Below are 22241 nucleotides of genomic sequence, written 5' to 3'. Positions count from 1 at the left end.
TCGCCTGCGTTGAGACACAAGACTAATTCTCAGCGTTTATCTTTACTGGAGATTGATATGCAATTGAAGTTGAAACTGACCGTGGTTGCTGCTATCGCGGCTGCTGCTGGTGTGGCCTCTGCACAAGAGCAGGTGGTCAAGATCGGCCACGTGGCTCCGGTTTCCGGCGCCCAAGCCCACTACGGCAAGGACAACGAAAATGGCGCCCGCATGGCCATTGAAGAACTGAACACGCAGGGCATCACGATCGGCGGCAAGAAGATCAAGTTCGAACTGCAGGCAGAAGATGACGCAGCCGATCCTAAGCAAGGCACGGCCGCTGCACAGAAGCTGTGCGACGCCAAGGTGGCTGGCGTTGTGGGTCACCTCAACTCCGGTACCACCATTCCTGCTTCCAAGGTCTACAACGACTGCGGCATCCCCCACGTGACCGGCGCGGCCACGAACCCCAACCTGACCAAGCCAGGCTACAAGACCACGTTCCGCATCATTGCCAACGACAACGCCTTGGGCGCTGGCCTGGCTGCCTACGCCGTGGACACGCTCAAGCTCAAGACGGTCGCCATCATCGATGACCGTACCGCTTACGGCCAGGGCGTTGCAGACGTGTTCAAGAAGACCGCTTCCGCCAAGGGCATCAAGGTGGTGGACGAGCAGTTCACGACCGACAAGGCCACCGACTTCATGGCCATTCTGACCGCCATCAAGTCCAAGAACCCTGATGCCGTGTTCTTCGGTGGCATGGACCCCCAAGGTGGCCCGATGCTGCGCCAGATGGAACAGCTGGGCATGGGCAACGTGAAGTTCTTCGGTGGTGACGGCATCTGCACGGCTGAAATCGCCAAGCTGGCCGCCGGCGCCAAGACCCTGGCCAACGTGATCTGCGCCGAAGGCGGTGCATCGCTGGCCAAGATGCCTGGCGGCACGGCCTGGAAGGCCAAGTACGACGCCAAGTACCCCAACCAGTTCCAGGTGTACAGCCCCTACACCTACGACGCCACGTACCTGATCGTGGACGCCATGAAGCGTGCCAACTCGGTGGACCCCAAGGTCTACACCCCCGAGCTGCTCAAGTCCAGCTTCAAGGGCGTGACCTCGACGATCGCCTTCGAACCCAACGGCGAAATGAAGAACCCAGCCATCACCCTGTACAACTACAAGGACGGCAAGAAGACCCCCCTGAACTAAGGGATGGACTTGCCTTCAACCGGCTAACGTCGTTGGGGTGCCTTGCCGTGCTACAGCACTGTCTGCGGCTCCCCGCCTAGTTATCCGGTCGAATGCAATCCCATGCGGGAGCGCTGCCTTCGGGTGGTGCCTCGCGGAATCAAAAAAGGCTTCCCTCGGGAAGCCTTTTTCGTTGGTGCTGCCGACGCTGCTTGCGTTGGCGGCAGGGGGGCGTCAGCGGCGCACCTGCAGCGAACCCGGGTTCACGATGTTGGTGGGCGTGCCCTTGATGAAGTTGATCACGTTGTCGAAGGCTGCACCAAAGTAGAGCTCATAGCTGTCCTGCTCCACGTAGCCGATGTGCGGGGTGCAGATGCAGTTCTCAAGGCGCAGCAAGGCGTGGCCCTGCAGGATGGGCTCGCTCTCGAACACGTCCACCGCGGCCATGCCGGGGCGGCCTCGGTTCAGCGCGGCGATCAGGGCATCGGACTCCACCAGCTCGGCACGCGAGGTGTTCACAAACAGCGAGGTGGGCTTCATGCACGACAGGTCCTCGAGCGAGATGATGCCGCGCGTTTCGTCGTTCAGGCGCAGATGCACCGAGATCACGTCGCACTGCGAGAAGAATTCCTCGCGCGTGGTGGCGGCCTGGTAGCCATCGGTCAGGGCCTGGGCGCGCGATGCCTCGCGGCCCCAGACGCGCACGTTCATGCCGAAGGCCCGGCCATAGCCGGCCACGAGCTGGCCGATGCGGCCATAGCCCCAGATGCCGAGTGTCTTGCCGCGCAGCACCGTGCCCAGCCCGAAATTGGGCGGCATGGAGGCGGTCTTCAGGCCCGACTGCTGCCAGGCGCCGTGCTTGAGGTTGGAGATGTACTGCGGCAGCCGGCGCGTGGCTGCCATCACCAGGGCCCAGGTCAGCTCTGCAGGCGCCACCGGCGAGCCGACGCCCTCGGCCACTGCAATGCCGCGCTCGGTGCAGGCCGCCACGTCGATGTGGTTGCCGATCTTGCCGGTCTGGGCAATGAGTTTCAGGCGCGGCAGCTTTTCGACCAGCTGGCGGGTGATCTGGGTGCGCTCGCGCACCAGCACGATGATGTCGGCATCCTTGAGCCGGATCGACAATTGCCCCAGGCCCTTGACGGTGTTGGTATAGACCTTGGCGGTGTAGGCGTCGAGCCGGGTGGCGCAATGGAGCTTGCGCACTGCATCCTGGTAGTCGTCGAGGATCACGATGTTCATCCCGACATTGTGCCTTGGAGCGCTGCAGTCTTTGCGCCACAAGGCCCATCTGGCGCACGGCATTTGCAACGCTGCGTGAATGCCGGGCACCCTGGGGCGCCGATTTGCGCGGAGCGGGAGCACCGCCCCGCACCTGCACTGCGGGCCATGGGTACCCGTGGCTTGGCAAGGCCGGTGTTGGCCTTGCCCGCCATGCCCAGGGAATGGCGCTCTTCAGTGCTGCAGTGCCTCGCGGGCGGCCATGCGGTCCAGCTCCGCGCAGACATCGGCCATGCGGCCCGAGATCACGAGGCGCCCTGCATCGGCACCCGAGGCGGCTGTCCGGAGCACCCGTACCACGCGGCGTGCCTGGCCGTGGCTGCACGGGGCTTCGGTGCCTGGGGCAGGGGTTGGCGAGCGGCTTCCTGCTGCTGCCAGCGTGGGCTCGTCACGCGGCATGCGGGCTGCAACTGCACCCGGCCATGCGGGCACCTGGATGGTGGCTGGCAGCGGTGCCTTGCAGGTGCGTGGCCGTGCTACCGCGGTATCGAGCCCGCCATGCATGGCCGGCTGCAGCCAGCGTGCCAGGGCATGCAGCGGTTGCGAGAAGGCCGAGAAGGTCAAAGAAGCAATTCCCATGTGAAGACTCCGAAGGTCGGTGGTGAACACAGGCAGGATTGCGAGGGATGTGCACGGGCCCAGGGCTGACCCGCAGTGGCGCGGAAACTCCGCACCCCGCAAGCCAAACGCCCGCCACCTGGGCCATGCACGCCGGGTCCTTTGCGGCCTCCCTGCCTTGCGCAGGGGGTGCCGCGGACCCGTGGCGCTACATGAGCATGGTGTTGCGGATCAGGCCGACCGCCAGGCCTTCGATCTCGAAGGGCTCGCCGGGCTGCACGGTGATCACCGGGTAGTCGGGGTTCTCGGGCAGCAGCTCGATGCCGGTGGCCGTGCGGCGCAGGCGTTTGACGGTGACGTCGTCGCCCAGGCGGGCCACGATGATCTGGCCATTGCGCGCCTCGCGCGTGGACTGCACGGCCAGCAGGTCGCCATCCATGATGCCGGCGTCGCGCATGGACATGCCGCGCACCTTGAGCAGGTAGTCGGGCTTGTGCTGGAAAAGGCTGTTTTCCACGCTGTAGGTCTGATCGACATGCTCCTGCGCGAGAATGGGTGAGCCCGCCGCGACCCGGCCGATCAGCGGCAGCATCAGCTGCGACAGGCCGGGAATGGGCAGGCTGAACTGGGTGCCGCGCGCCGCGTTGATGGAGCGCACGGTTTCGCCGCGCAGGCGGATGCCGCGCGAGGTGCCGCTGACCAGTTCGATCACACCCTTGCGGGCCAGGGCCTGCAGGTGCTCTTCGGCCGCGTTGGCGGACTTGAAGCCCAGCTCGGTCGCGATCTCGGCGCGGGTAGGGGGGGCGCCGGTGCGCGCAATGGCAGTCTGGATCAGGTCCAGAATCTGTTGCTGGCGGGCCGTGAGCTTGGGGTTGTCGAGCATGGTGGTTTCCAGTGTGTGCCGGTAAAGTGGCAAATAACTGTTTTTTAATCCAGTAGCTGTATTTTTCACCAGTTTTTCGGAGTATGCAAGTGAGTGCGCAAAAAATTGTGGTTCTGGGTACGGGCGGCACCATTGCCGGCACCGCTGCGCAGGCGGGGGACAACATCGGCTACACGGCCGCACAGGTGGGGGTGGGCGAGCTACTGGCGGCCGTCCCGGGGCTAGAAACGGTGGCTGGCGGGCCTCTGGTGGTCGAGCAGGTGGCTCAGATCGACAGCAAGGACATGGAGGTGGGTGTGTGGCGTGCCCTGGCGCTGCGCTGTGACGAGTGCATGCGGGACCCTTCCGTGCGCGGTGTCGTCATTACCCATGGCACCGACACCATCGAAGAGACGGCCTGGTTCCTGCATTCGGTGCTCCACGCCTCGAAGCCCGTGGTGCTGACCTGCGCCATGCGCCCATCGACCGCGCTGGTGCCCGATGGCCCACAGAACCTGCTCGACGCCGTGGCCGTGGCCGCCACCGCCGGTGCGCAGGGCGTGGTGGTGGTGGCTGCCGGCACCATCCATGGCGCGCGGCGCGTGCAGAAGGTGCACCCCTACCGGGTGGACCCGTTCAGCTCCGGTGATGCTGGGCCCTTAGGGTGGGTGGAAGAGGGCGCGGCCCGCCTGGTGCAGGCGTGGCCCCAGGCGCCTGGCGGCAAGGCTGCCACAGCCATTGCCACCTTGCCGGCCGACTCCCCCTGGCCGTGGGTGGAACTGGTCGTGAGCCACGCCGGAGCCAGTGGCCGCGCGGTGGATGCCCTGGTGCGCGAGGGCGTGCAGGGGCTGGTGGTGGCATGCACAGGCAATGGCACCATCCACCATGCGCTGGGGGACGCGCTGGCGCGTGCGCAGGCGGTGGGTGTGCGCGTGGTGCGTTCCACGCGCTGCGCCGAAGGGCAGTTGCTGCCCACGCAGGGCGATGCCTTTGCGGCTGCGCCCGGCCTGTCCCCCGTGAAGGCCCGCATCACGCTGATGCTCGAGCTGTTGCACTGATCACCACGCCAGGATGCCCTTTATGTTCACTGCCCTGCGCGCCCATGTATGGGCCTACCCGGCGCTGGAGGTGGTGCACATCGTGGGCATCGCGCTGCTGCTCGGTAACCTGGTGCTGCTGGAGCTGCGGGTGTTTGGCCTGGGTGCCGCGCTGCCGCCCCGGGATCTGGCGCGCCTGAGCCTTTCGCTGGCACTGTGCGGCTTTGGCATGGCGGCCCTGTCGGGCCTGGTGATGTTTGCCACGCAGCCGCAGGAGCTGCTCGCCAACCGGGCCTTCACCCTGAAGATGCTGTTGTTGATGCTTGCCGGCTGCAACGCGGCGTGGTTTCATGGGCGTGGTTCGCTCGCACGGCTCGATGGCCTGGCGCGGGCGCAGATGCTGCTGTCCACCTTCATCTGGCTGGCCATCGTCGCCTGTGGCCGGTGGATAGCGTACCTCTGACATTCGAAAGGAGAATTTTCATGCCTTTGCAGCGTCGCCAGGTTCTCGCCGTGGCCAGTGTTCTTCCCTTGGTTCCCCTGGCGGCCCATGCGCACCACGGCTGGAGCAGCTTCGACGCGGACCGCCCGATCTATCTCGAAGGCACCGTGCGCAAGGTGCGCTGGCAGAACCCGCATGCCGAGCTGGAGCTGGAGCTGCCCGCCAACCTGGCGTTGCCGCCCAACCTGGCGCAGCGCGCCTTGCCCGCGCAGACGGCACCGGTCGATGGCAAGGCCCTGCTGGCCCGTGCCGTGCTGCCCACGCGCAAGGACCGCAAGTGGGAGATCGAGCTGGCCCCGCTGACCCGCATGCAGGCCTGGCAGGTGGCCGAGATCAAGCCGGGCGCAGCGATCTCGGTACTGGGCTTCACGCTGCGCGAGGAGAAGGGGGAGGCGGTGCTGCGGGTCGAGTACCTTTTCGTGGATGGCAAGGTCTACGGGCTGCGCTCGAGTCCGGCCTGATCGCTGATGGCCCGGCGGGTGGGCGCCGGGATCGTCGAATAGTGCACGTTTCGTTTCCTTGATGTGCTTGGGTGCGTGCGGCGTCGGGGTTTCCCGCCACTATCATCCCGCACATTACTTTGCAGGAGTCGTTATGCGCTGTTTCTCCCTTTCTCTCGCTGCCGCTGCCGTGGTCCTGGTCACCTTGCCCGCACAGGCCCTGGAGTTGCCCAAGCGCAAGCCGGGGCTGTGGGAGCTCAAGGCGACTTCTGGTGAGGGTGCGCCCCCTACCGTCATGCAGCAGTGCACGGATGAAGCCTTCGAGGCACAGATGCAGAAGACGGCCCTGGAAACGTCCAAGACCATGTGCAGCAAGAACGACATGAAGCGCGACGGAAACACCATCACGGGCAGCGCGGAATGCAAGATGGGTTCGGTCAACATCACCTCCCGTACCGTCACCACGGGTGATTTCACCAGCAACTACAAGGTCGTGGTGAACAACACCTACAACCCGCCGATGATGGGTAAAACCAATGACACCACAGTGCTGGAGGCGCGCTGGCTGGGGGCCTGCGCCGCCGGCCAGAAGCCAGGTGCCATGACGATGCCGAACATGCCCGTGCCCCCCAAGTCCAAGTAATCGCCTTCCGATCAAGCTGGCCCCAGCGGGTCAGAAAACAACAAAGCCGGGCATTGCCCGGCTTTGTTGTTGGTGCCGCTGAAAAATCAGCGGGTCAGTTGGTCAGCTGGCGAGGGCCGCAAAGGCCCGCTGCGTGATGTCGTCCACGCTGCCCATGCCGCTGATGGCGTGGTATTTGGGGGCGGCGGTAGGGTCGGCCTTGGCCCACTGGCTGTAGTAGTCCACCAGGGGGCGGGTCTGGTCGCTGTAGACCTGCAGGCGCTTCTTGACGGTCTCTTCCTTGTCGTCGTCGCGCTGGATCAGGTCTTCACCGGTCACGTCGTCCTTGCCTTCCACCTTGGGCGGGTTGAACTTGACGTGGTAGGTGCGGCCGCTGGCGGGGTGCGAGCGGCGGCCGCTCATGCGTTCGATGATGGCCTCGAAGGGCACGTCGATCTCCAGCACGTGGTCCAGCTTCACGCCCGCAGCCTTCATGGCATCGGCCTGGGGGATGGTGCGCGGGAATCCGTCGAACAGGAAGCCCTTGGCACAGTCGGGCTGGGCAATGCGTTCCTTGACGAGGTTGATGATCAGGTCGTCGCTGACCAGGGCGCCCGACTTCATGATGGCATCGGCCTGCAGGCCCAGCGGAGTGCCTGCCTTGACGGCTGCCCGCAGCATGTCTCCGGTGGAGATCTGCGGAATGCCGTACTTCTGGCAGATGAACGTGGCTTGCGTGCCCTTTCCGGCGCCAGGCGCGCCCAACAGAATCAGTCTCATGAAGGTCCTCGAAGGTTAGAAATCGGCTGGCAATGCTGGCTGGGGCTGCACCACGCGCGGGCGCTCGATCACGGCCATGGCAGCAAAAAAAGACCGCAGTGCTCCACGGATGGGGCTGGGCCTGCGGGGGTGTGCTGCAACGGCAGTGCTCGCGCAGGCGCTTGTGGGGCCCGGGATGCAATGCTCTCGTTGCGGTCGAGGATAGCATGTGACCGCCTTGCACTGGCTTACACGCGCGATATGACATGCGTATAAATGCGTAGGATGGCCCGTTTGCGCACCAGCATGGGGCATTTGCCGGCCCCTGCGGGGCATCCGCCGGCCTACGCCAACAGGGCGCGCACGCGCTCCAGGTCTTGCGGCGTGTCCACGCCGGGGCCGGGCGCGGTATCGGTGACGTGCACGGCAATGCGGTGGCCATGCCACAGCGCGCGCAGCTGCTCCAGCGCTTCCATCACCTCGGTGGGGGCCTGCGTCAGCGTGGGAAAGGCGCGCAGAAAACCCGCGCGGTAGCTGTAGATACCGATGTGGCGCAACGGGGCAAAGCCGGCGGGCACGGCGCCCGTGGCGTTGTCCCACCACGCAGTGCCCGCATGGTCACGTGCGAGCGGGATGGGCGCGCGGCTGAAGTAGTGCGCCAGGCCGCGTGCATCGAGCACGACCTTCACCACGTTCGGGTTCTCGTAGTCAGCCAGGGTGGCGATGGCGTGGGCCGCCGTGCCCATGCTGGCCTCGGGCCGCGCCGGCAGCAGGGCCGCCACGGCATCGATGAGGCCGGGGTCCATCAGCGGCTCGTCGCCCTGCACATTGACCACGATGTCGTCGCCAGACAGACCCAATTGCTCGCAGGCCTCGGCCAGGCGGTCGCTGCCGCTGGCGTGGTTGGTGCGGGTCAGGATGGCAGGTACGCCATGCGCCTGGCAGGCCTGCAGCACACGGGCGTCATCGGCGGCCACCACCACGCGGGCGGCGCCACTCAGCGCGGCGCGCTGCGCCACGCGCACCACCATGGGCAGGCCGGCGATGTCGGCCAGGGGCTTGTCCGGCAGGCGGCTCGAGGCCATGCGCGCCGGAATCACGACGGTGAAGGCTTCGGACGAGGCCACCGCGCTCATGCCTCGATTTCTTCGTCGGTCAGCGTGCGCGCCTCGTTTTCGAGCAGCACCGGGATGCCGTCGCGCACCGGGTACGCCAGGCGCGCGCTGCGCGAGACGAGTTCCTGGTGCTCGCGGTCAAAGGTCAGCGGGCCCTTGGTGACGGGGCAGACCAGCAGTTCAAGCAGTTTGGGGTCCATGGCGGCAGCTTTCCAGCAAACGTTCGTTCAATCCTAGGGGGCGGGCAGGGGCGATGATAGCGAGAGTGGCGGTACCAATGTGGCCAACCGGGCGTCCAGTGCCGCGAAAAAGGCCGGGTCCAGGCCCACCTCCAATGGCACCGCCAGGGCGTCGGGGCGCAGTGGCCAGAGCTTCACGGCATCCTTGGCCGTGCACAGCAGGGGCAACTGTCCGCCCTGCGTTGCGCCAGTCCCTTCGGTCCAGCCGGTGAAGTCGTGGTGGTCTGGCAGGGCGCTGGTGCGCGCCAGGGTCAGCCCCCGGGCCCGCAGCATGCCAAAGAAGTCCTCGGGCCGGGCGATTGCCGCCAGGGCATGCACGGGCTGGCCGCGCAGCGACTGCAGGGGCAGGCTGCTGCCGTCGGCGCGCACGGCATGGTCGGCCAGGCCGCGCCGCAATGCAAACGCGGCTGCCGTGCCGGCAGGGGCTGCCGTGGTATCGGGGTGCAGCACCCAGTCCACCGCACGCGGCCAGGGCTCGCGCAGCGGCCCGGCGGGCAGCAGAAAGCCGTTGCCCACACCCTGGTCGTTGAAGACGCAGACCTCCAGGTCGCGCTGCAGCGCCAGGTGCTGCAGGCCGTCGTCGCAGACGATCACGTCGGTACCCGGGTAGCGCGCCAGCAGCGCGCGCGCTGCGGTTGTGCGCTGGCGGTCCACGAAGACCGGCACACCGCAGCTGCGGGCGATCAGGGCGGGCTCATCGCCGACCTCGCTGGCCGGGCTGTCGGCCAGCACCTCGCGGCAGTCGGTGGTGCTGCGGCCATAGCCGCGCGAGATGACGCCTGGCTTGAGCCCCCGGGCCTTGAGGTGCTGCACCAAGGCCATGACTACCGGGGTCTTGCCGGCGCCGCCGGCAATCACGTTGCCCACCACGATGGTCGGGCGCCCAGGGTGTTCAGAGCGCAGTGTGCCGTGGCGGTAAAGGGCCCGGCGAAGCCGCACCAGGAGGCTGTAAGGCAGGGAGACGGGCCACAGAGCCCAGGCCGCAAGGCCCCGGGATTGCCAGGCCTGCACCAGGCCGGCAGACGAGGGCGGCTGCGGCCCCGCGGCAGCCATGTCCGCTAGCGGCCGCTGCCTGCGCTCGCGCCAGCCGATGACTGGGTGGCAAACGTGATCTGCGTCAGGCCCACGCGGCGCGCGGCCTCCATCACCGTCACCACGGCCTGGTGGGGCGACATCGCATCGGCGCTGATGATGACCACGCTGTCCTTGCCGATGGCGGCAGACGCCTCGCGCAGTGCGCGGGCCACGGCGTCGACGCTCTTGCCTTCCACGCCAGTCTTGTTGACCGCATAGCGGCCATCCGCCGCCACCGCGACCACCACTTCCTTGGGGTGGTCGCGTTGCTGGTCGGCATCGGCCACGGGCAGGGTCAGCTGCAACTCGGTGAACTTGCTGTAGGTGGTGGTCAGCATCAAAAAGATGAGGATCACCAGCAGCACGTCGATGAACGGGATCAGGTTGATCTCGGGCTCTTCCTTGGCGCGGGGGCGGAAGTTCATGGCCGCCCCGTCACTTCTTGTGGCGCAGGATGTGGCGCACGAACTGTTCCGAGGCCAGTTCCAGGGTCAGCAGGTAGGCATCGACGCGGCTACGGAAGTAGCGCCAGAAGATCAGCGCCGGGATGGCCACGATCAGGCCGAAGGCCGTGTTGTAGAGGGCGATCGAGATGCCGTGCGCCAGCCGGGCAGGGTTGCCCCCGCCCATGGCCTGCCCCACGCCGCCGCTGCCGGTCTGCGAGCCGAAGATCTCGATCATGCCGATGACCGTGCCCAGCAGGCCGAGCAAGGGGGCCGCCGAAGCAATGGTGGCCAGGGCGCTGAGGTATTTTTCGAGCCGGTGGGCGACGGAGCGGCCCGTGCCCTCCATGGCGGCACGCAGATCGGCCTCGCTGCACTGGGGGTTGCTGTTGAGCGTGCGCAGGCCACTGGCCAGCACCTCGCCCAAAGCAGAGTTCTGCGCCAGCTGGTTCACCACGTCGGGTGTGGGCAGGCTTTTCGACGAAACGGTGACGGCTTCGTCGAGCAGCTTGGGCGGCGCGACACGGGCCGTCTTGAGGGCCACGAAACGTTCGATAACCAGGGCCATACCGAGGATGGAACACACGATCAGCGGCCAGATGGGCCAGCCTGCGGCTTGTATGATGGACAGCAAATCTCTCTCCGCGCAGATGAGGGGCAATCGGCGATTATGGCCCAGCTTGCTGGCCACTTTTCGTCACAAACCGTTACCTTGGCGGATGCCCCGGGTGACCGCAGCGTCACCCACAAAATCTGTGGATAACTTTGTGGGCAACCGGGTCGCTCAGGCCCGCAAAGTGGCTTGGCGCCGTGCTTGCAACAGATTGATGAAAAATTGCGCAGTGAAAAATACATATAAATCAATGACTTGCACGTGCTCTCGTGATTTGCCGTGGGCAAGTGGTTATCCGGCACCTGTTGCCGCTGCATCGCCGCTTCTGTGGAAGACTCGGCCTGCCAATGGGGCGCCAATGGCCGCCGTTGCTCATGTTTGAGCGTGGAAGCCCCACAGTGGCGCCCCGCGTGTGGGAAGTTGGCGCGCTGTGCCGCGCCATTGCTGATGCGCTGGAGGCGCGCTTCAATCCTGTCGCGGTGCGCGGCGAGATCACGGGCTTCTCGCGCGCATCCAGCGGGCATTGCTACTTCTCGGTAAAAGACGCTCAGGGCCAGTTGCGTTGTGCCATGTTCCGCCGCGCCGCCAGCCTGCTTGACTTTTCGCCGCGCGATGGCGAATTGGTGGAAGTGCGCGGCAAGCTCGGCGTGTACGAAGCCCGGGGGGACCTGCAGTTCATCGTCGAAAGCATGCAGCGCGCGGGGCAGGGCGCGCTGTTCGAGCAGTTCCTGCGCCTGAAGGCCCAGCTGGAGGCCGAAGGCCTGTTCGATGGCGCCCGCAAGCGGCCACTGCCCGTGCAGCCGCGTGGCATTGGCCTGGTCACGTCGCTCGGCGCAGCCGCGCTGCACGACGTGGTCACGGCGCTGCGCCGCCGGGTGCCGCACATCCCCGTGGTGCTAGCATCTGCCCAGGTGCAAGGCGCAGCCGCGCCGCAGTCCATCATTTCCGCGCTCAACCGGCTGTACCGGCTGGCGGAGCAGGGGCCTTCGGCCAGCCAGCCGGCCATCGACACCATCCTGCTGGTGCGCGGCGGCGGCTCCATCGAGGACCTGTGGGCCTTCAACGACGAGCACCTGGCCCGCACCATCGTGCAAAGCCCGGTGCCGCTGGTCAGCGGCGTGGGGCACGAGACCGACTTCACCATTACCGATTTCTGCGCCGACCTGCGCGCACCCACGCCCACGGCTGCGGCTGAGCTGGTGGCGCAGCCGCGCGAGGTGTGGCTCGGTGCCCTGGACCTGATCGAAGGCCGCATCGCCGACGGCCTGCAGCGCCAGCTCGACGCCCGCCACCAGCGCCTGGACCAGGCCGCCGCCCGCCTGGGTCGCCCCTCGGGCCTGGTGGCGCGCGAACAGATGCAGATGGCGCGCATGGCCCAGCGCATGCGCCACGCCGTGCTGCTGCGCCTGCAGCGCATGGAACAGGCGCAGCAGGCTGCCGCTGCGTCACTGCCCGTGCAGGTGCAGCGCCGCATCGACGGCCTGCGCGACCGGGTCGACCGCGCCGCGCTGCGCCTGGAGCTGCTCGACCCGCGCCTGGTGCTGCAGCGCGGCTATGCGCTGCTGGCCGATGCGGATGGCCAAGCGGTCACCAGCGTGCGCCAGGTGCATCCTGGCGACGCGCTGCGCGCCACGCTGGCCGATGGCGTGGTCGACGTCACCGCTGCTGCACAGGCGCGTTTGCTGTAGGACAATCGCGGCATTGTCATGGACTATGACGAATCGTTGCACCCTTCTCTGCACAGGTCACATGTTCTTCCTACAATGCCCGTTCACCCACAGGCACGCCGCGTGGAACTCATGGCGCAGCGGGCCCACCACAATTCAAACCACCACGAGGAAAACACCATGGAACATACCCTTCCCCCGCTGCCCTACGCCATCGACGCCCTGGCCCCGAACTACAGCCAGGAAACGCTGGAGTACCACCACGGCAAGCACCACAATGCCTACGTGGTGAACCTCAACAACCTGCAAAAGGGCACCGAATTCGAGACGATGACCCTTGAGGAGATCATCAAGAAGGCCAGCGGCGGCATCTACAACAACGCCGCCCAGATCTGGAACCACACCTTCTTCTGGAACTGCATGGCACCCGCCGGCGGCGGCGAGCCATCGGGCGCGCTGGCTGCGGCCATCACCGCCAAGTGGGGCAGCTACGCCGCCTTCAAGGAAGCCTTCGTCAAGAGCGCCGTGGGCAACTTCGGTTCGGGCTGGACCTGGCTGGTGAAGAAGGCCGACGGCAGCGTCGACATCGTGAACACCGGCGCCGCCGGCACGCCCCTGACCACTGCCGACAAGGCCCTGCTGACGGTGGACGTGTGGGAACACGCGTACTACATCGACTACCGCAACATGCGCCCCAAGTTCGTCGAAACCTTCCTGGACAAGCTGGTCAACTGGAAGTTCGCCGAAGCCAACTTCGCCTGATTGCCGGCTACCGGCCTGCCTGCCCTTGCCGGGTGGGCACAAAAAAACGGCCTTCTGGCCGTTTTTTCATGGGCGCAGCAGGTTCACTTGCGCGAGAAGGGCGCGCCACCGAGCTTGAAGCCCGCCTTGATGCCCTTTTTGGCAAACCAGCCCTGGTTCATCTCCAGCACGAAGCGCACGGGCTTCTTGGAGCAGTGCGAATCCAGCGTCTGGGGCTTCATGTCCTCCAGATTGACGATGGTGCCGTCGTCCGCGACGAAGGCGGCCGTCAGCGGCAGCAGCGTGTTCTTCATCCAGAAGCACTGCTCGCTGGGCTGCTCGAAGACGAACAGCATGCCCTCGTGCTGGGGCATCTCGGGGCGGTTCATCAGGCCGATCTGGCGCTCCTGCGGCGCCAGTGCCACCTGGGCGTCGATGCGGTGCATGCCGGCGGAGAGTTCCACGCGCTGCAGGTTCAGCTGCGGGCCTTCCTGGGCCTGGGCGGTGGCAGCCAGACCAGCGAGCGACATGGCCAGTACGCCAGCGACCAGCAGGCGAAGGGGGGCAAGGGCTCGGGCGGCGGGGCGGGTACGGCTCAGGCGGGTCATGGGACTCTTTCGGCAACGGGATGACGGGACGGGCGCCAGAAACGGAAACGCCCGCGGTTGCGGGCGATTCTGAAGCAAACCAGCGGTGCAGGGGTCAGTGCAGGGCACAAACCCCCAGCCGCATCAGGCTGCGGCCTTCTTGGCGTGCTTCTTGGTCTTCTTCTGTGCCATTTTCTTGGACTGCTTGTGGGCCGGTGCCGCCTTGGCCATGGGGGCGGGGGCTGCCGCGGGAGCAGCTGCTGGAGCGGGTGCGGCAGCAGGGGCGGCTGGGGCCTGTGCGAAAGCACCGGCAGAGAACAGACCAGCCATCAGGACAGCGAGGAGTTTTTTCATATATGCCATTTCCTAGACGAACTATCGGGTTGAGGGCTTCGCAAAAAATTCACGAAGCTCCACCTGCAACGATAGCAGCCCCCGCACGGTTGACAGGGCTTTCCGGCATTTTTTTGTCTATAGAATCTTTGTGGTTGGCTGCACCCCGCACGGCCTGCCCCATTGTGTTTCAGATATCCAACGGAGACCTTCGCCCATGACCAGCTACCAGCACATCAAGGTGCCTGCCCAAGGGCAGAAAATCACCGTCAACGCCGACATGTCCCTGAATGTGCCGGACGAGCCGATCATTCCTTACATCGAAGGTGACGGTACCGGTCTGGACATCACGCCGGTCATGATCAAGGTGGTCGATGCCGCCGTGGCCAAGGCCTATGGCGGCAAAAAGAAGATCCAGTGGATGGAGGTCTACGCGGGCGAAAAATCCACCAAGGTCTACGGCCCCGACGTGTGGCTGCCCGAGGAAACGCTGGCCGTGCTGCGCGAGTACGTGGTGTCCATCAAGGGCCCGCTGACCACGCCCGTGGGCGGCGGCATCCGCTCGCTGAACGTGGCCCTGCGCCAGGAGCTCGACCTGTACGTCTGCCTGCGCCCGGTACAGTATTTCAAGGGCGTGCCTTCGCCCCTGAAAGAGCCCGAAAAGACCAACATGGTGATCTTCCGCGAGAACTCGGAAGACATCTACGCCGGCATCGAGTTCGAGGCCGAATCCGACAAGGCCAAAAAGCTCATCAAGTTCCTGCAGGACGAGATGGGCGTCAAGAAGATCCGCTTCCCCAACACCTCGGGCATCGGCGTCAAGCCCGTCTCGCGCGAAGGCACCGAGCGCCTGGTGCGCAAGGCCATCCAGTACGCCATTGACAACGACAAGCCCAGTGTGACCGTCGTGCACAAGGGCAACATCATGAAGTACACCGAGGGCGGGTTCCGCGACTGGGCCTATGCCCTGGCGCAAAAGGAATTCGGCGCCGAGCTGATTGACGGCGGCCCCTGGTGCAAGTTCAAGAGCCCCAAGTCGGGCAAGGACATCACCATCAAGGACAGCATCGCCGATGCCTTCCTGCAGCAGATCCTGCTGCGCCCCGCCGAATACTCGGTGGTGGCCACGCTCAACCTCAACGGCGACTACATCTCCGACGCACTGGCCGCCCAAGTCGGTGGCATCGGCATCGCGCCGGGCGCCAACATGTCCGACTCGGTGGCCTGCTTCGAAGCCACCCACGGCACGGCCCCCAAGTACGCCGGCAAGGACTATGTGAACCCGGGCTCCGAAATCCTCTCGGCCGAGATGATGCTGCGCCACATGGGATGGATCGAGGCGGCCAATTTGATCATCAGCTCGCTGGAGAAGTCGATTGCGTCGAAGAAGGTGACTTATGACTTCGCGCGGCTGATGGATGGGGCCACGCAGGTGAGCTGCTCGGGCTTCGGGCAGGTGATGATCGACCACATGTGATCGTGATTGACCTGGGTTCTTGAGAACCCTGGAAGCCAACCCGTCACTGTGGTGACGGGCTTTTTTATGCATGCCAGGTTCGCATCGATTCCACGGTGTGTAATGCTTCCGTGGGTTTTGACCCTTTCACTCCGCGCTGGCGGCGCCCAGCGTGGCCAAGGCCTCGGCATCCAGCGTGAGCTGGCTGGCCTTCACCAGGTCCTGCAGCTGCGCCAGCGAGGTGGCGCTGGCAATCGGTGCGGTGATGCCCGGCTGCATGATCTGCCAGGCCACGGCCACCTGGCCGGGGGTGGCGCCAATGCGGGCCGCCACGGTATCCAGCGCGCCCAGGATGCGCAGGCCGCGCTCGTTGAGGTACTTTGCCGTGGTGTTCTTGCCGCGGGCGCTCTTGGCGGCATCGGCCTCGGTGCGGTACTTGCCGGTCAGAAAGCCGGCGGCCAGCGCATAGAAGTTGATCACGCCCACGCCTTGCTCCACGCACAGCGGCTGCAGTTCCTTTTCGAAGACGGCGCGGTCGTACAGGTTGAACAGGGGCTGCAGGCTCTCGTAGCGGGCCAGGCCCAGGCTTTCGCTGGTCTGCAGGGATTCTGCCAGGCGTGCCGCCGTGAAGTTGGAGGCGCCGATGGCGCGCACCTTGCCGGCCTTGATCAGGTCGCTGTAGGCGCCCAGCGTGTCGGCCAGCGGCACTGCGGCATCGTCGTCATGCGACTGGTAGAGGTCGATGTGGTCGGTCTGCAGGCGCGTGAGCGAGGCGTCCACCGCCTGGCGGATGTACTCGGGGCGCAGGCCCACCTTGCCGTCGCCCATGTCCTTGCCCACCTTGGTGGCCAGCACGATGCGGTTGCGCTTGCCGGTCTGCCTGAGCCAGCGGCCGATCACCGCCTCGGACTCGCCGCCCGTGTGGCCCGGCGCCCAGCGCGAGTACACGTCGGCCGTGTCGACGAAGTTGAAGCCGGCGTCCACCCAGGCGTCGAGCAGCCGGAACGAGGTGGCCTCATCGGCCGTCCAGCCGAAGACGTTGCCGCCAAAGCACAGAGGGGAAACTTGCAGGCCCGAGCGGCCGAGGGGACGAAGGTTCATGGAGTGGGGTTCCTTGGATGGGGATGCGGGGGACTGTTCGGAAGCATTGTTGCTGCTTTTTTTGAGTCCTGCTGAGGACAGCGCCCTTCGTGCGTGCGATAGGGGCAGGCCTGTGCGTGATGTTGTTCACGGCGGGGGCGCCTGCCAGCCAGTGGGCCTATGGACTTCAGTGCCCTGCAAAGAGGACACTTCGCCCAGCCTGCAGGGAACCCGTGCCTTGCAGGTGACAGGGTCTGTTCACGCGGGGATATCTGGCAAGCCGGGGTATGCAGAGCTCCTGGTCTACGCCTTCACCGGAGAAACCATGATGCAATCATCCATCAGGCGCTTTGCAGCGCTGGCACTCGGCGTATCGGTTGCCGCCACCGCCCAGGCGCAGCTGTCGGTACGCCCCTCCAGCCGCGACGCGGCGCGGCAATGGCTTGAAAGCTCGTTCCCCGCCCTTTTTCCGCCCGGTGCCGGGCAGGACGGAATGGCCGGGCCCTATGCCTACCGGTTCTACCCTTCGGTGGGCAATGCCTTTGCCTTCAGCGATGGCAAGTTTCTCGTGGCCAGCCAGACCCAGACCGCGGGGCAGATTGTGGACCTGACGGCGGCCATGTGCCAGCTCAATGCTGCGCTGTGCGAGACCACGTCCGTGCCTCCCCCCGGCACGGGCACCGGCGCCGCGTCGGATTGCTTCAACCCGGTGCTGTTGCAGCAGGGAACGACCTACCGTTGGGATTGGCAGTCCAGTGACGGCGCCGTGCAGTTCAGCACCGAGGGGCGCATCAATGGCCCGGCCAGTTTTGCGGGGCAGACGGGCGTGATCGAAACCGAGCGCACCGTGTCGGTGGGCCGGGCCGGGGCGCCCCCATTCACCTCCCGCGTGCGGGAGTACGAAAGCGTGGAGAACACGCCGCAGGGGCCCGTACTGCTGCGCTACGGAAGCATCGTGCTCATGGACGTGCCCTTGGCAGGTACCCGAACCACGATCGTGAACACCCCGGTGAACCGGATCCGCGATTTTTCGCTGGCCGTGAACGAGAGCTACACCTTGAACGAGGTGCGGCAGACCACCATGGAAATACCGGGATTGCCAACCCAGACGAGCACCGTCCGTGAAGCGCAGACCTTTACCTACCGAGGCCAGGAAAGCGTCACAGTACCGGCCGGTACCTATACGGCCTGCAAGTTCGAATGGACGAATGGCGCACGCCGGTCGGCCGGATGGACGGCCAAGGGTAGCGGCCTGCCCCTGGTGATCACCGGCGACGATGGCGCAGGCAACCCGATCACGCTGTACATCAAGTCCAGCTCGCACATCAACGGTCAGCCCATATAGCCCAGGGCACCGAGGAGCGCGCCCGCGCCCAGCATCCACAGCAGGTGAAGGCGCGTCTTCCACACCAGCAGCATGGTCACCACCGTCACCAGCCACAGCGGCCAGGCGGTGGCCAGGCCGCCATGGGCCTGGGCCAGCACCCAGGTGGTGGCCAGCAGCAGGCCGATGACCACCGGCACCATGCCTTGCTTGAAGGCGCGCACGCCGCGCCGTTCGCGGTTGCGGTGGCCCCAGCGCGTGGCCAGCCAGGTCAGCAGGCTGCTGGGCAGCATCACCCCCAGCATGCACAGCGCCATGCCCAGGGCACCGAGGGCCCAGCCCAGCGGGCCCGCACCCCCGGCGTTCAGCCCCACGTTCCAGCCCAGCAGGGCGATGAAGAGCACATTCGGCCCGGGGGCGGCCTGGGCGATGGCGATGGAGGCGTTGAACTGCGGGTCGGTCAGCCAAGTCTGCTTTTCCACGAGAAAGCGGTGCATGTCGGGCGCCGTGGCAATGGCGCCGCCCACGGCCAGCAGCGACAGCGACATGTAGTACAGGAACAGCTGCAGCCAGTCGGCCCAGCCCAGGCTGATGGTGGCGCCGGTCATGGTGCGAGCTTTCGCCAGGTGAGCAGACAGGCCGCGCCGCCCAGGATCGGTAGCGTCCACATCAATGGCCAGCGCAGCACGGCCATGGCCACCACGGTCAGCACCGTGACCACCGAGCACACCGCCGGCCCGAGCGGGTGGGTGCGCAGCGTGGCCGAGAGCTTCAGGCCCGTGCCCGCGATCAGCCCGGCCGCCACCGCGCCCATGCCACGCAGGGCGCCGGCCACGGCCGGGTGGCTGGCAAACTGGGCATAGACCACGGCCAGCGACAGCACCAGCATGAGCGGAAACAGCAGCATGCCGGCCAGCGCCGCCAGGGCGCCGCGCCAGCCGAAATACCGGTCGCCGATGGTGATGGAGAGGTTGACCACGTTGGGGCCCGGCATGATCTGCGCCACGGCCCATTCCTCGACGAACTCCTCGTTCGTCATCCAGCGCTTGCGTTCCACCAGTTCGCGCTGCACCACCGCCAGCACGCCGCCAAAGCCCTGCAGCGCCAGCCAGGTGAAGGACCAGAACAGGTCGTTGCAGTTGCGCGGTGCCGGGCGTGGCGGTAGCGGGGTGTGGGGCGCAGGGGAGGGTGGGGCGGCTGGGGCCATGGAAAGCTGGACAGGACAGGGGCTGGACGCCATCGCGGCGCTACCCCGTGATGTTAAGGCAACGCTGAACAAGTCCTTCACGCGTCGCACACCCTGCTTTGGGCGGTCTGCGGCGTTGCAAATGCTCGCCATAGCACCGGCTATGGCTGCGCTTTGCGCCTGGCAGCCCATCCCAAATCAGGGCATGCGCCATCGCGAGGACTTATTCAGCGTTGCCTTAAACGTCTCGCAGATGGGTATGCTGGCGCCTTCCCGCATCCTGAACCATTCCCGACATGAAACTCCTCCGTTACGGACAACCCGGTGCCGAGCGCCCCGGCCTGCTCGACGCCCAAGGCGTGCTGCGCGACCTGTCGATGCTGCTGCCCGACCTGGGGCCCGCCCAGCTCAACCCGCGCACCCTTGCAGCCCTGGCCGCCATCGACGCCACCCGCCTGCCGGCGGTGGAAGGCGCGCCGCGCCTGGGCTGCCCCGTGGGTGGCGTGGGCAAGATCGTCTGCGTGGGCCTGAACTACGCCGACCATGCGGCCGAGGCGGGCATGCAGGCGCCTGCCGAGCCGGTGCTGTTCATGAAGGCCATCACCTCGCTGAGCGGCCCGAACGATGAAGTGCGCATTCCGCCCGGCTCACTGAAGACCGACTGGGAGGTGGAACTGGGCATGGTCATCGGCACACGCGCCAGCCATGTGGACGAGGCAGCCGCGCTGCAGCACGTGGCGGGCTATGTGCTGGCCAACGACGTGTCCGAGCGTTCTTACCAGATCGAGCGCGGCGGCCAGTGGGTCAAGGGCAAGAGCTACGACACCTTCGCCCCCGTCGGCCCCTGGCTGGTGACCGCCGACGAGGTGGCCGACCCGCATGCACTGGACCTGTGGCTCGAAGTCAATGGCCAGCGCGTGCAGAACGGCAACACGCGCAACTTCATCTTCGGCCTGCCCCAGGTGATTGCGTACATCAGCCAGTTCATGACGCTGGAGCCCGGCGACATCGTGCTCACCGGCACGCCCGCCGGCGTGGGCCTGGGCCAGAAGCCCGCGCCCTGGTTCCTCAAGCCGGGCGACGTGGTTCGCCTGGGCGCGACGGGGCTGGGCGAGCAGCGGCAGGTCTGCGCGGGCGGCTGATGGGCTTGGGGGAGTAGGGGGCGCACAACGCGCAGGGTAGATGCGCTTGCCGCAGGCAAAGCCGGGCGTGGATACTCTGGCCTGTGTCGTCTGCCCCTTCCCACCATTCATCGACCGTGCTCACCCGGCTGCGCCAGCGCTTTGGCCGTCGTGCGCTGTATGCCGTGCTGTGCCTCATGCTCTGCGCGCTGGCGCTGTTCGAGGTGACCACGTGGCACAAGCTCGATGCCCTCGACAACCGTGTCGGGGATGCGCTCCTGCGCTGGCATGCGGACAGCCGCAAGCCGCCGGACGACGTGGTGCTGATCGACATTGACCAGCCATCGCTGATGGACCCGCAGATGTTCGACATCGCGGGCAAGTGGGTCTGGCCGCGCGTGATCCACGCCGAGCTGATCAATGCGCTGGTGGCACAGCAGCCGCGCGCCATCGTGCTTGATCTGTTCCTTTCGCAACCCGACCGCTTTCGCCCCGAAAACGACGCAGAACTGGCGAAGGCGCTGGCTTTCGAGCGCGCCTTTGTTCCCATGCTCCTCATGGATGGGGCGGAGCAGAAGGCGCCACTGTCCATGGCGCCGCCGGTGATGGGCATACGGGCGCTGGAGCATGCCGACCCGAAGGCCAGCTACGGCATCGAGGCGCCGTTGGCCCTGCCCCCCGACGCCTGGCGCACGGGGTACATCAACTTCATCAAGGACCGCGATGGCATCGGCCGCCATACCGAATTGGGCCGCGAGGTCGATGGTTGGTGGATACCGCACATGATCGGGCGGGTGGCCGATGCACTGCAACTGCCCAAACCCAAGCAGCCGGGTTTCCGGTTGAACTGGTACGGCACGGAGTTCACACGCATTCCCTACGCGAAGGCCTATCTGGCGACCCAGATGGAGGGCGGCAAACTGCCTTTCGACGCCCATGGCAAGATCATCGTGATCGGTGCCACGGCCAGCGGAATTTTCGACTTCGTTCCCACGCCGTTCGATGCCACGACCCCCGGCCCCTTTGTTTTGGCCACTGGAATAGCCAACCTGCAGAACAATGACTGGTTGCGTGAGGCCCCGGTTTGGGCAAATCCGGCCCTGGTGCTGGTATTGATCTGCACTCTTGCGGTGGCCTTCGTTGTTCGCATGTCACCCATCTGGGTGATCACGGGCTATGCCGCGCTGGTGGCTGCGGCCATTGGGGTCAGTCTGCTGGTGTTGCAGCAGAGCCATGTGTACTGGATGCCGGTGTCCACGCTGGTGCTGGGGGCGGTGGCGTTGCTGGCCTTTGGGCTGCTGTCTTCGCGGCTGGAGATGGGGCAACGGCGCCATGTGCAGGCCATGTTCTCGCGCTTCGTGGATCCACGCATCGTGCAGGATTTGTCTGAAACGGTTGCCCAGGCCGAGGTTTCCGCCAGCCGCGAGATCACGCTATTGTTCTCGGACATCCGGGGCTTCACCAGCCTGTCGGAGCACCGCAAGCCCGAGGAGATCGTGAACATCCTCAACCGTTATTTCGAAATGCAGGTGGAGGTGATCTTCCGCTACCAGGGCACGCTGGACAAATTCATCGGCGACGCCATCATGGCCTTCTGGGGGGCGCCCATCGCCCAGCCCAACCACGCCGTGCTGGCGGTGGAGGCGGCACTGGGCATGGCCGATGCACTGCAGCGCTTTGCCGACGACATGGCACGCGAAGACCCCACCGCCAAATTCGACATCGGTATCGGCGTGCACACGGGGTCGGCCGTCGTCGGATTTCTGGGCACATCGCGCCGGCTGGATTACACCGCAATCGGCGATGCCGTCAACCTGTGCAGCCGCATCGAAGGTTGCACAAAAGGCATAGCCCGGGTTTTGGTTTCCGAGTCGACAAGGGCACAATGTGGGGAAACATTTGTTTTCATTGACCGCGGCGATTTCGAAGTAAAGGGCCGTGACCAGGCGGTGCGGCTTTTTGAGCCGCAGCGCCGCTCGCCAATGGGGGAATCGGCACCCGCCGCAACCCCGGTTTTGACATAGAGAGAGGAGA

The 22241-nt window shown here is 65.9% G+C and carries 25 protein-coding genes; 11 read left to right on the top strand and 14 right to left on the bottom strand.

Annotated features, from left to right (window positions below; all coding sequences use genetic code 11):
* Positions 1 to 57 precede the first annotated feature (57 nt).
* A complete protein-coding gene (locus ACSQ3Y_RS19890; RefSeq protein WP_057203164.1) occupies positions 58 to 1188 on the top strand; it encodes a branched-chain amino acid ABC transporter substrate-binding protein in 1131 nt (376 codons plus the stop codon).
* A 213-nt stretch (positions 1189 to 1401) separates the two neighbouring features.
* Here ACSQ3Y_RS19890 and ACSQ3Y_RS19885 read toward each other — a convergent pair whose 3' ends face one another.
* The 3 genes from ACSQ3Y_RS19885 to lexA form a co-directional block, all read right to left on the bottom strand.
* Positions 1402 to 2409, bottom strand: a complete 1008-nt coding sequence (locus tag ACSQ3Y_RS19885) for a D-2-hydroxyacid dehydrogenase family protein (RefSeq protein WP_057267756.1) — start codon at positions 2407 to 2409, stop codon at positions 1402 to 1404.
* Between the two features lie 213 nt (positions 2410 to 2622).
* Complete coding sequence (locus ACSQ3Y_RS19880) at positions 2623 to 3027, bottom strand: hypothetical protein (protein WP_436178585.1); 405 nt, start codon at positions 3025 to 3027, stop codon at positions 2623 to 2625.
* A 187-nt stretch (positions 3028 to 3214) separates the two neighbouring features.
* A complete protein-coding gene (gene lexA, locus ACSQ3Y_RS19875) occupies positions 3215 to 3889 on the bottom strand; it encodes a transcriptional repressor LexA (RefSeq protein ID WP_057203161.1) in 675 nt (224 codons plus the stop codon).
* Positions 3890 to 3972: 83 nt separating this feature from the next.
* Here lexA and ACSQ3Y_RS19870 point away from each other — a divergent pair, with 83 nt between their 5' ends.
* From ACSQ3Y_RS19870 to ACSQ3Y_RS19855, 4 genes are all read left to right on the top strand, one after another.
* Positions 3973 to 4926, top strand: coding sequence for an asparaginase (locus ACSQ3Y_RS19870; protein WP_436178584.1), 954 nt, complete (start codon positions 3973 to 3975; stop codon positions 4924 to 4926).
* A gap of 22 nt (positions 4927 to 4948) precedes the next feature.
* Positions 4949 to 5368: a hypothetical protein gene (locus ACSQ3Y_RS19865; protein ID WP_436178583.1), complete on the top strand. Its 420-nt coding sequence runs from the start codon at positions 4949 to 4951 to the stop codon at positions 5366 to 5368.
* Positions 5369 to 5388: 20 nt separating this feature from the next.
* Positions 5389 to 5868, top strand: coding sequence for a DUF6152 family protein (locus ACSQ3Y_RS19860; protein WP_436178582.1), 480 nt, complete (start codon positions 5389 to 5391; stop codon positions 5866 to 5868).
* A gap of 133 nt (positions 5869 to 6001) precedes the next feature.
* A complete protein-coding gene (locus ACSQ3Y_RS19855; RefSeq protein WP_436178581.1) occupies positions 6002 to 6490 on the top strand; it encodes a DUF3617 domain-containing protein in 489 nt (162 codons plus the stop codon).
* A gap of 102 nt (positions 6491 to 6592) precedes the next feature.
* Here the strand turns inward: ACSQ3Y_RS19855 and adk are convergent, their stop codons facing one another.
* From adk to ACSQ3Y_RS19825, 6 genes are all read right to left on the bottom strand, one after another.
* Positions 6593 to 7249 (bottom strand): adenylate kinase, encoded by a 657-nt coding sequence (gene adk / locus ACSQ3Y_RS19850; RefSeq protein ID WP_436178580.1) that lies wholly within the window; start codon positions 7247 to 7249, stop codon positions 6593 to 6595.
* Between the two features lie 323 nt (positions 7250 to 7572).
* The gene (gene kdsB / locus ACSQ3Y_RS19845) at positions 7573 to 8364 is read right to left on the bottom strand and encodes a 3-deoxy-manno-octulosonate cytidylyltransferase (RefSeq protein ID WP_436178579.1); all 792 of its coding nucleotides are present in this window, start codon (positions 8362 to 8364) and stop codon (positions 7573 to 7575) included.
* A complete protein-coding gene (locus ACSQ3Y_RS19840) occupies positions 8361 to 8543 on the bottom strand; it encodes a Trm112 family protein (RefSeq protein ID WP_057203154.1) in 183 nt (60 codons plus the stop codon). The genes kdsB and ACSQ3Y_RS19840 overlap by 4 nt, the downstream gene beginning before the upstream one ends.
* A gap of 33 nt (positions 8544 to 8576) precedes the next feature.
* Positions 8577 to 9635 (bottom strand): tetraacyldisaccharide 4'-kinase, encoded by a 1059-nt coding sequence (gene lpxK, locus ACSQ3Y_RS19835; RefSeq protein WP_436178578.1) that lies wholly within the window; start codon positions 9633 to 9635, stop codon positions 8577 to 8579.
* Positions 9636 to 9640: 5 nt separating this feature from the next.
* Entirely contained in the window at positions 9641 to 10081 is a 441-nt protein-coding gene (locus ACSQ3Y_RS19830; RefSeq protein WP_057203152.1) for an ExbD/TolR family protein, read from the bottom strand.
* Between the two features lie 10 nt (positions 10082 to 10091).
* Positions 10092 to 10733, bottom strand: coding sequence for a MotA/TolQ/ExbB proton channel family protein (locus ACSQ3Y_RS19825; protein ID WP_436178577.1), 642 nt, complete (start codon positions 10731 to 10733; stop codon positions 10092 to 10094).
* Between the two features lie 353 nt (positions 10734 to 11086).
* On the opposite strand from ACSQ3Y_RS19825, the gene xseA reads away from it, so the two are divergent.
* Together xseA and ACSQ3Y_RS19815 are read left to right on the top strand one after the other, a co-directional pair.
* Positions 11087 to 12400: an exodeoxyribonuclease VII large subunit gene (xseA, locus tag ACSQ3Y_RS19820; RefSeq protein WP_436178576.1), complete on the top strand. Its 1314-nt coding sequence runs from the start codon at positions 11087 to 11089 to the stop codon at positions 12398 to 12400.
* A gap of 159 nt (positions 12401 to 12559) precedes the next feature.
* Positions 12560 to 13141 (top strand): superoxide dismutase, encoded by a 582-nt coding sequence (locus ACSQ3Y_RS19815; RefSeq protein ID WP_057203271.1) that lies wholly within the window; start codon positions 12560 to 12562, stop codon positions 13139 to 13141.
* An 83-nt stretch (positions 13142 to 13224) separates the two neighbouring features.
* On the opposite strand, the gene ACSQ3Y_RS19810 is transcribed toward ACSQ3Y_RS19815, so the two are convergent.
* Positions 13225 to 13650 (bottom strand): DUF192 domain-containing protein, encoded by a 426-nt coding sequence (locus tag ACSQ3Y_RS19810; RefSeq protein ID WP_436180143.1) that lies wholly within the window; start codon positions 13648 to 13650, stop codon positions 13225 to 13227.
* Positions 13651 to 13851: 201 nt separating this feature from the next.
* Positions 13852 to 14061, bottom strand: a complete 210-nt coding sequence (locus ACSQ3Y_RS19805) for a hypothetical protein (protein ID WP_057267738.1) — start codon at positions 14059 to 14061, stop codon at positions 13852 to 13854.
* Between the two features lie 196 nt (positions 14062 to 14257).
* Between ACSQ3Y_RS19805 and icd the strand changes: the two genes are divergently transcribed.
* On the top strand, positions 14258 to 15517 hold the full coding sequence (gene icd, locus ACSQ3Y_RS19800) for an NADP-dependent isocitrate dehydrogenase (RefSeq protein WP_057203147.1): 1260 nt from the start codon (positions 14258 to 14260) through the stop codon (positions 15515 to 15517).
* A 126-nt stretch (positions 15518 to 15643) separates the two neighbouring features.
* Here the strand turns inward: icd and ACSQ3Y_RS19795 are convergent, their stop codons facing one another.
* Complete coding sequence (locus ACSQ3Y_RS19795) at positions 15644 to 16597, bottom strand: aldo/keto reductase (RefSeq protein ID WP_436178575.1); 954 nt, start codon at positions 16595 to 16597, stop codon at positions 15644 to 15646.
* 307 nt (positions 16598 to 16904) lie between these two features.
* Here ACSQ3Y_RS19795 and ACSQ3Y_RS19790 point away from each other — a divergent pair, with 307 nt between their 5' ends.
* A complete protein-coding gene (locus ACSQ3Y_RS19790; RefSeq protein ID WP_436178574.1) occupies positions 16905 to 17921 on the top strand; it encodes a hypothetical protein in 1017 nt (338 codons plus the stop codon).
* Here the strand turns inward: ACSQ3Y_RS19790 and ACSQ3Y_RS19785 are convergent.
* Both ACSQ3Y_RS19785 and ACSQ3Y_RS19780 read right to left on the bottom strand, forming a co-directional pair.
* The gene (locus ACSQ3Y_RS19785; RefSeq protein ID WP_436178573.1) at positions 17909 to 18508 is read right to left on the bottom strand and encodes a chromate transporter; all 600 of its coding nucleotides are present in this window, start codon (positions 18506 to 18508) and stop codon (positions 17909 to 17911) included. The two genes, ACSQ3Y_RS19790 and ACSQ3Y_RS19785, sit on opposite strands and share 13 nt — an antisense overlap.
* On the bottom strand, positions 18505 to 19107 hold the full coding sequence (locus ACSQ3Y_RS19780; RefSeq protein WP_436178572.1) for a chromate transporter: 603 nt from the start codon (positions 19105 to 19107) through the stop codon (positions 18505 to 18507). Before ACSQ3Y_RS19780 ends, ACSQ3Y_RS19785 begins: the two co-directional genes overlap by 4 nt.
* A gap of 275 nt (positions 19108 to 19382) precedes the next feature.
* Here ACSQ3Y_RS19780 and ACSQ3Y_RS19775 point away from each other — a divergent pair, with 275 nt between their 5' ends.
* Together ACSQ3Y_RS19775 and ACSQ3Y_RS19770 are read left to right on the top strand one after the other, a co-directional pair.
* Positions 19383 to 20228 (top strand): fumarylacetoacetate hydrolase family protein, encoded by an 846-nt coding sequence (locus tag ACSQ3Y_RS19775; RefSeq protein WP_436178571.1) that lies wholly within the window; start codon positions 19383 to 19385, stop codon positions 20226 to 20228.
* A gap of 116 nt (positions 20229 to 20344) precedes the next feature.
* Entirely contained in the window at positions 20345 to 22231 is a 1887-nt protein-coding gene (locus ACSQ3Y_RS19770; RefSeq protein ID WP_057267724.1) for an adenylate/guanylate cyclase domain-containing protein, read from the top strand.
* Positions 22232 to 22241 lie beyond the last annotated feature (10 nt).

Origin of the sequence: Acidovorax sp. LjRoot66 (genome assembly GCF_964253305.1) — a bacterium.
In the GTDB taxonomy this organism is placed as follows: domain Bacteria; phylum Pseudomonadota; class Gammaproteobacteria; order Burkholderiales; family Burkholderiaceae_C; genus Acidovorax.
The sequence above is the reverse complement of the archived record's forward strand: the minus strand, read 5'-3'. Positions and strand labels throughout refer to the sequence as shown.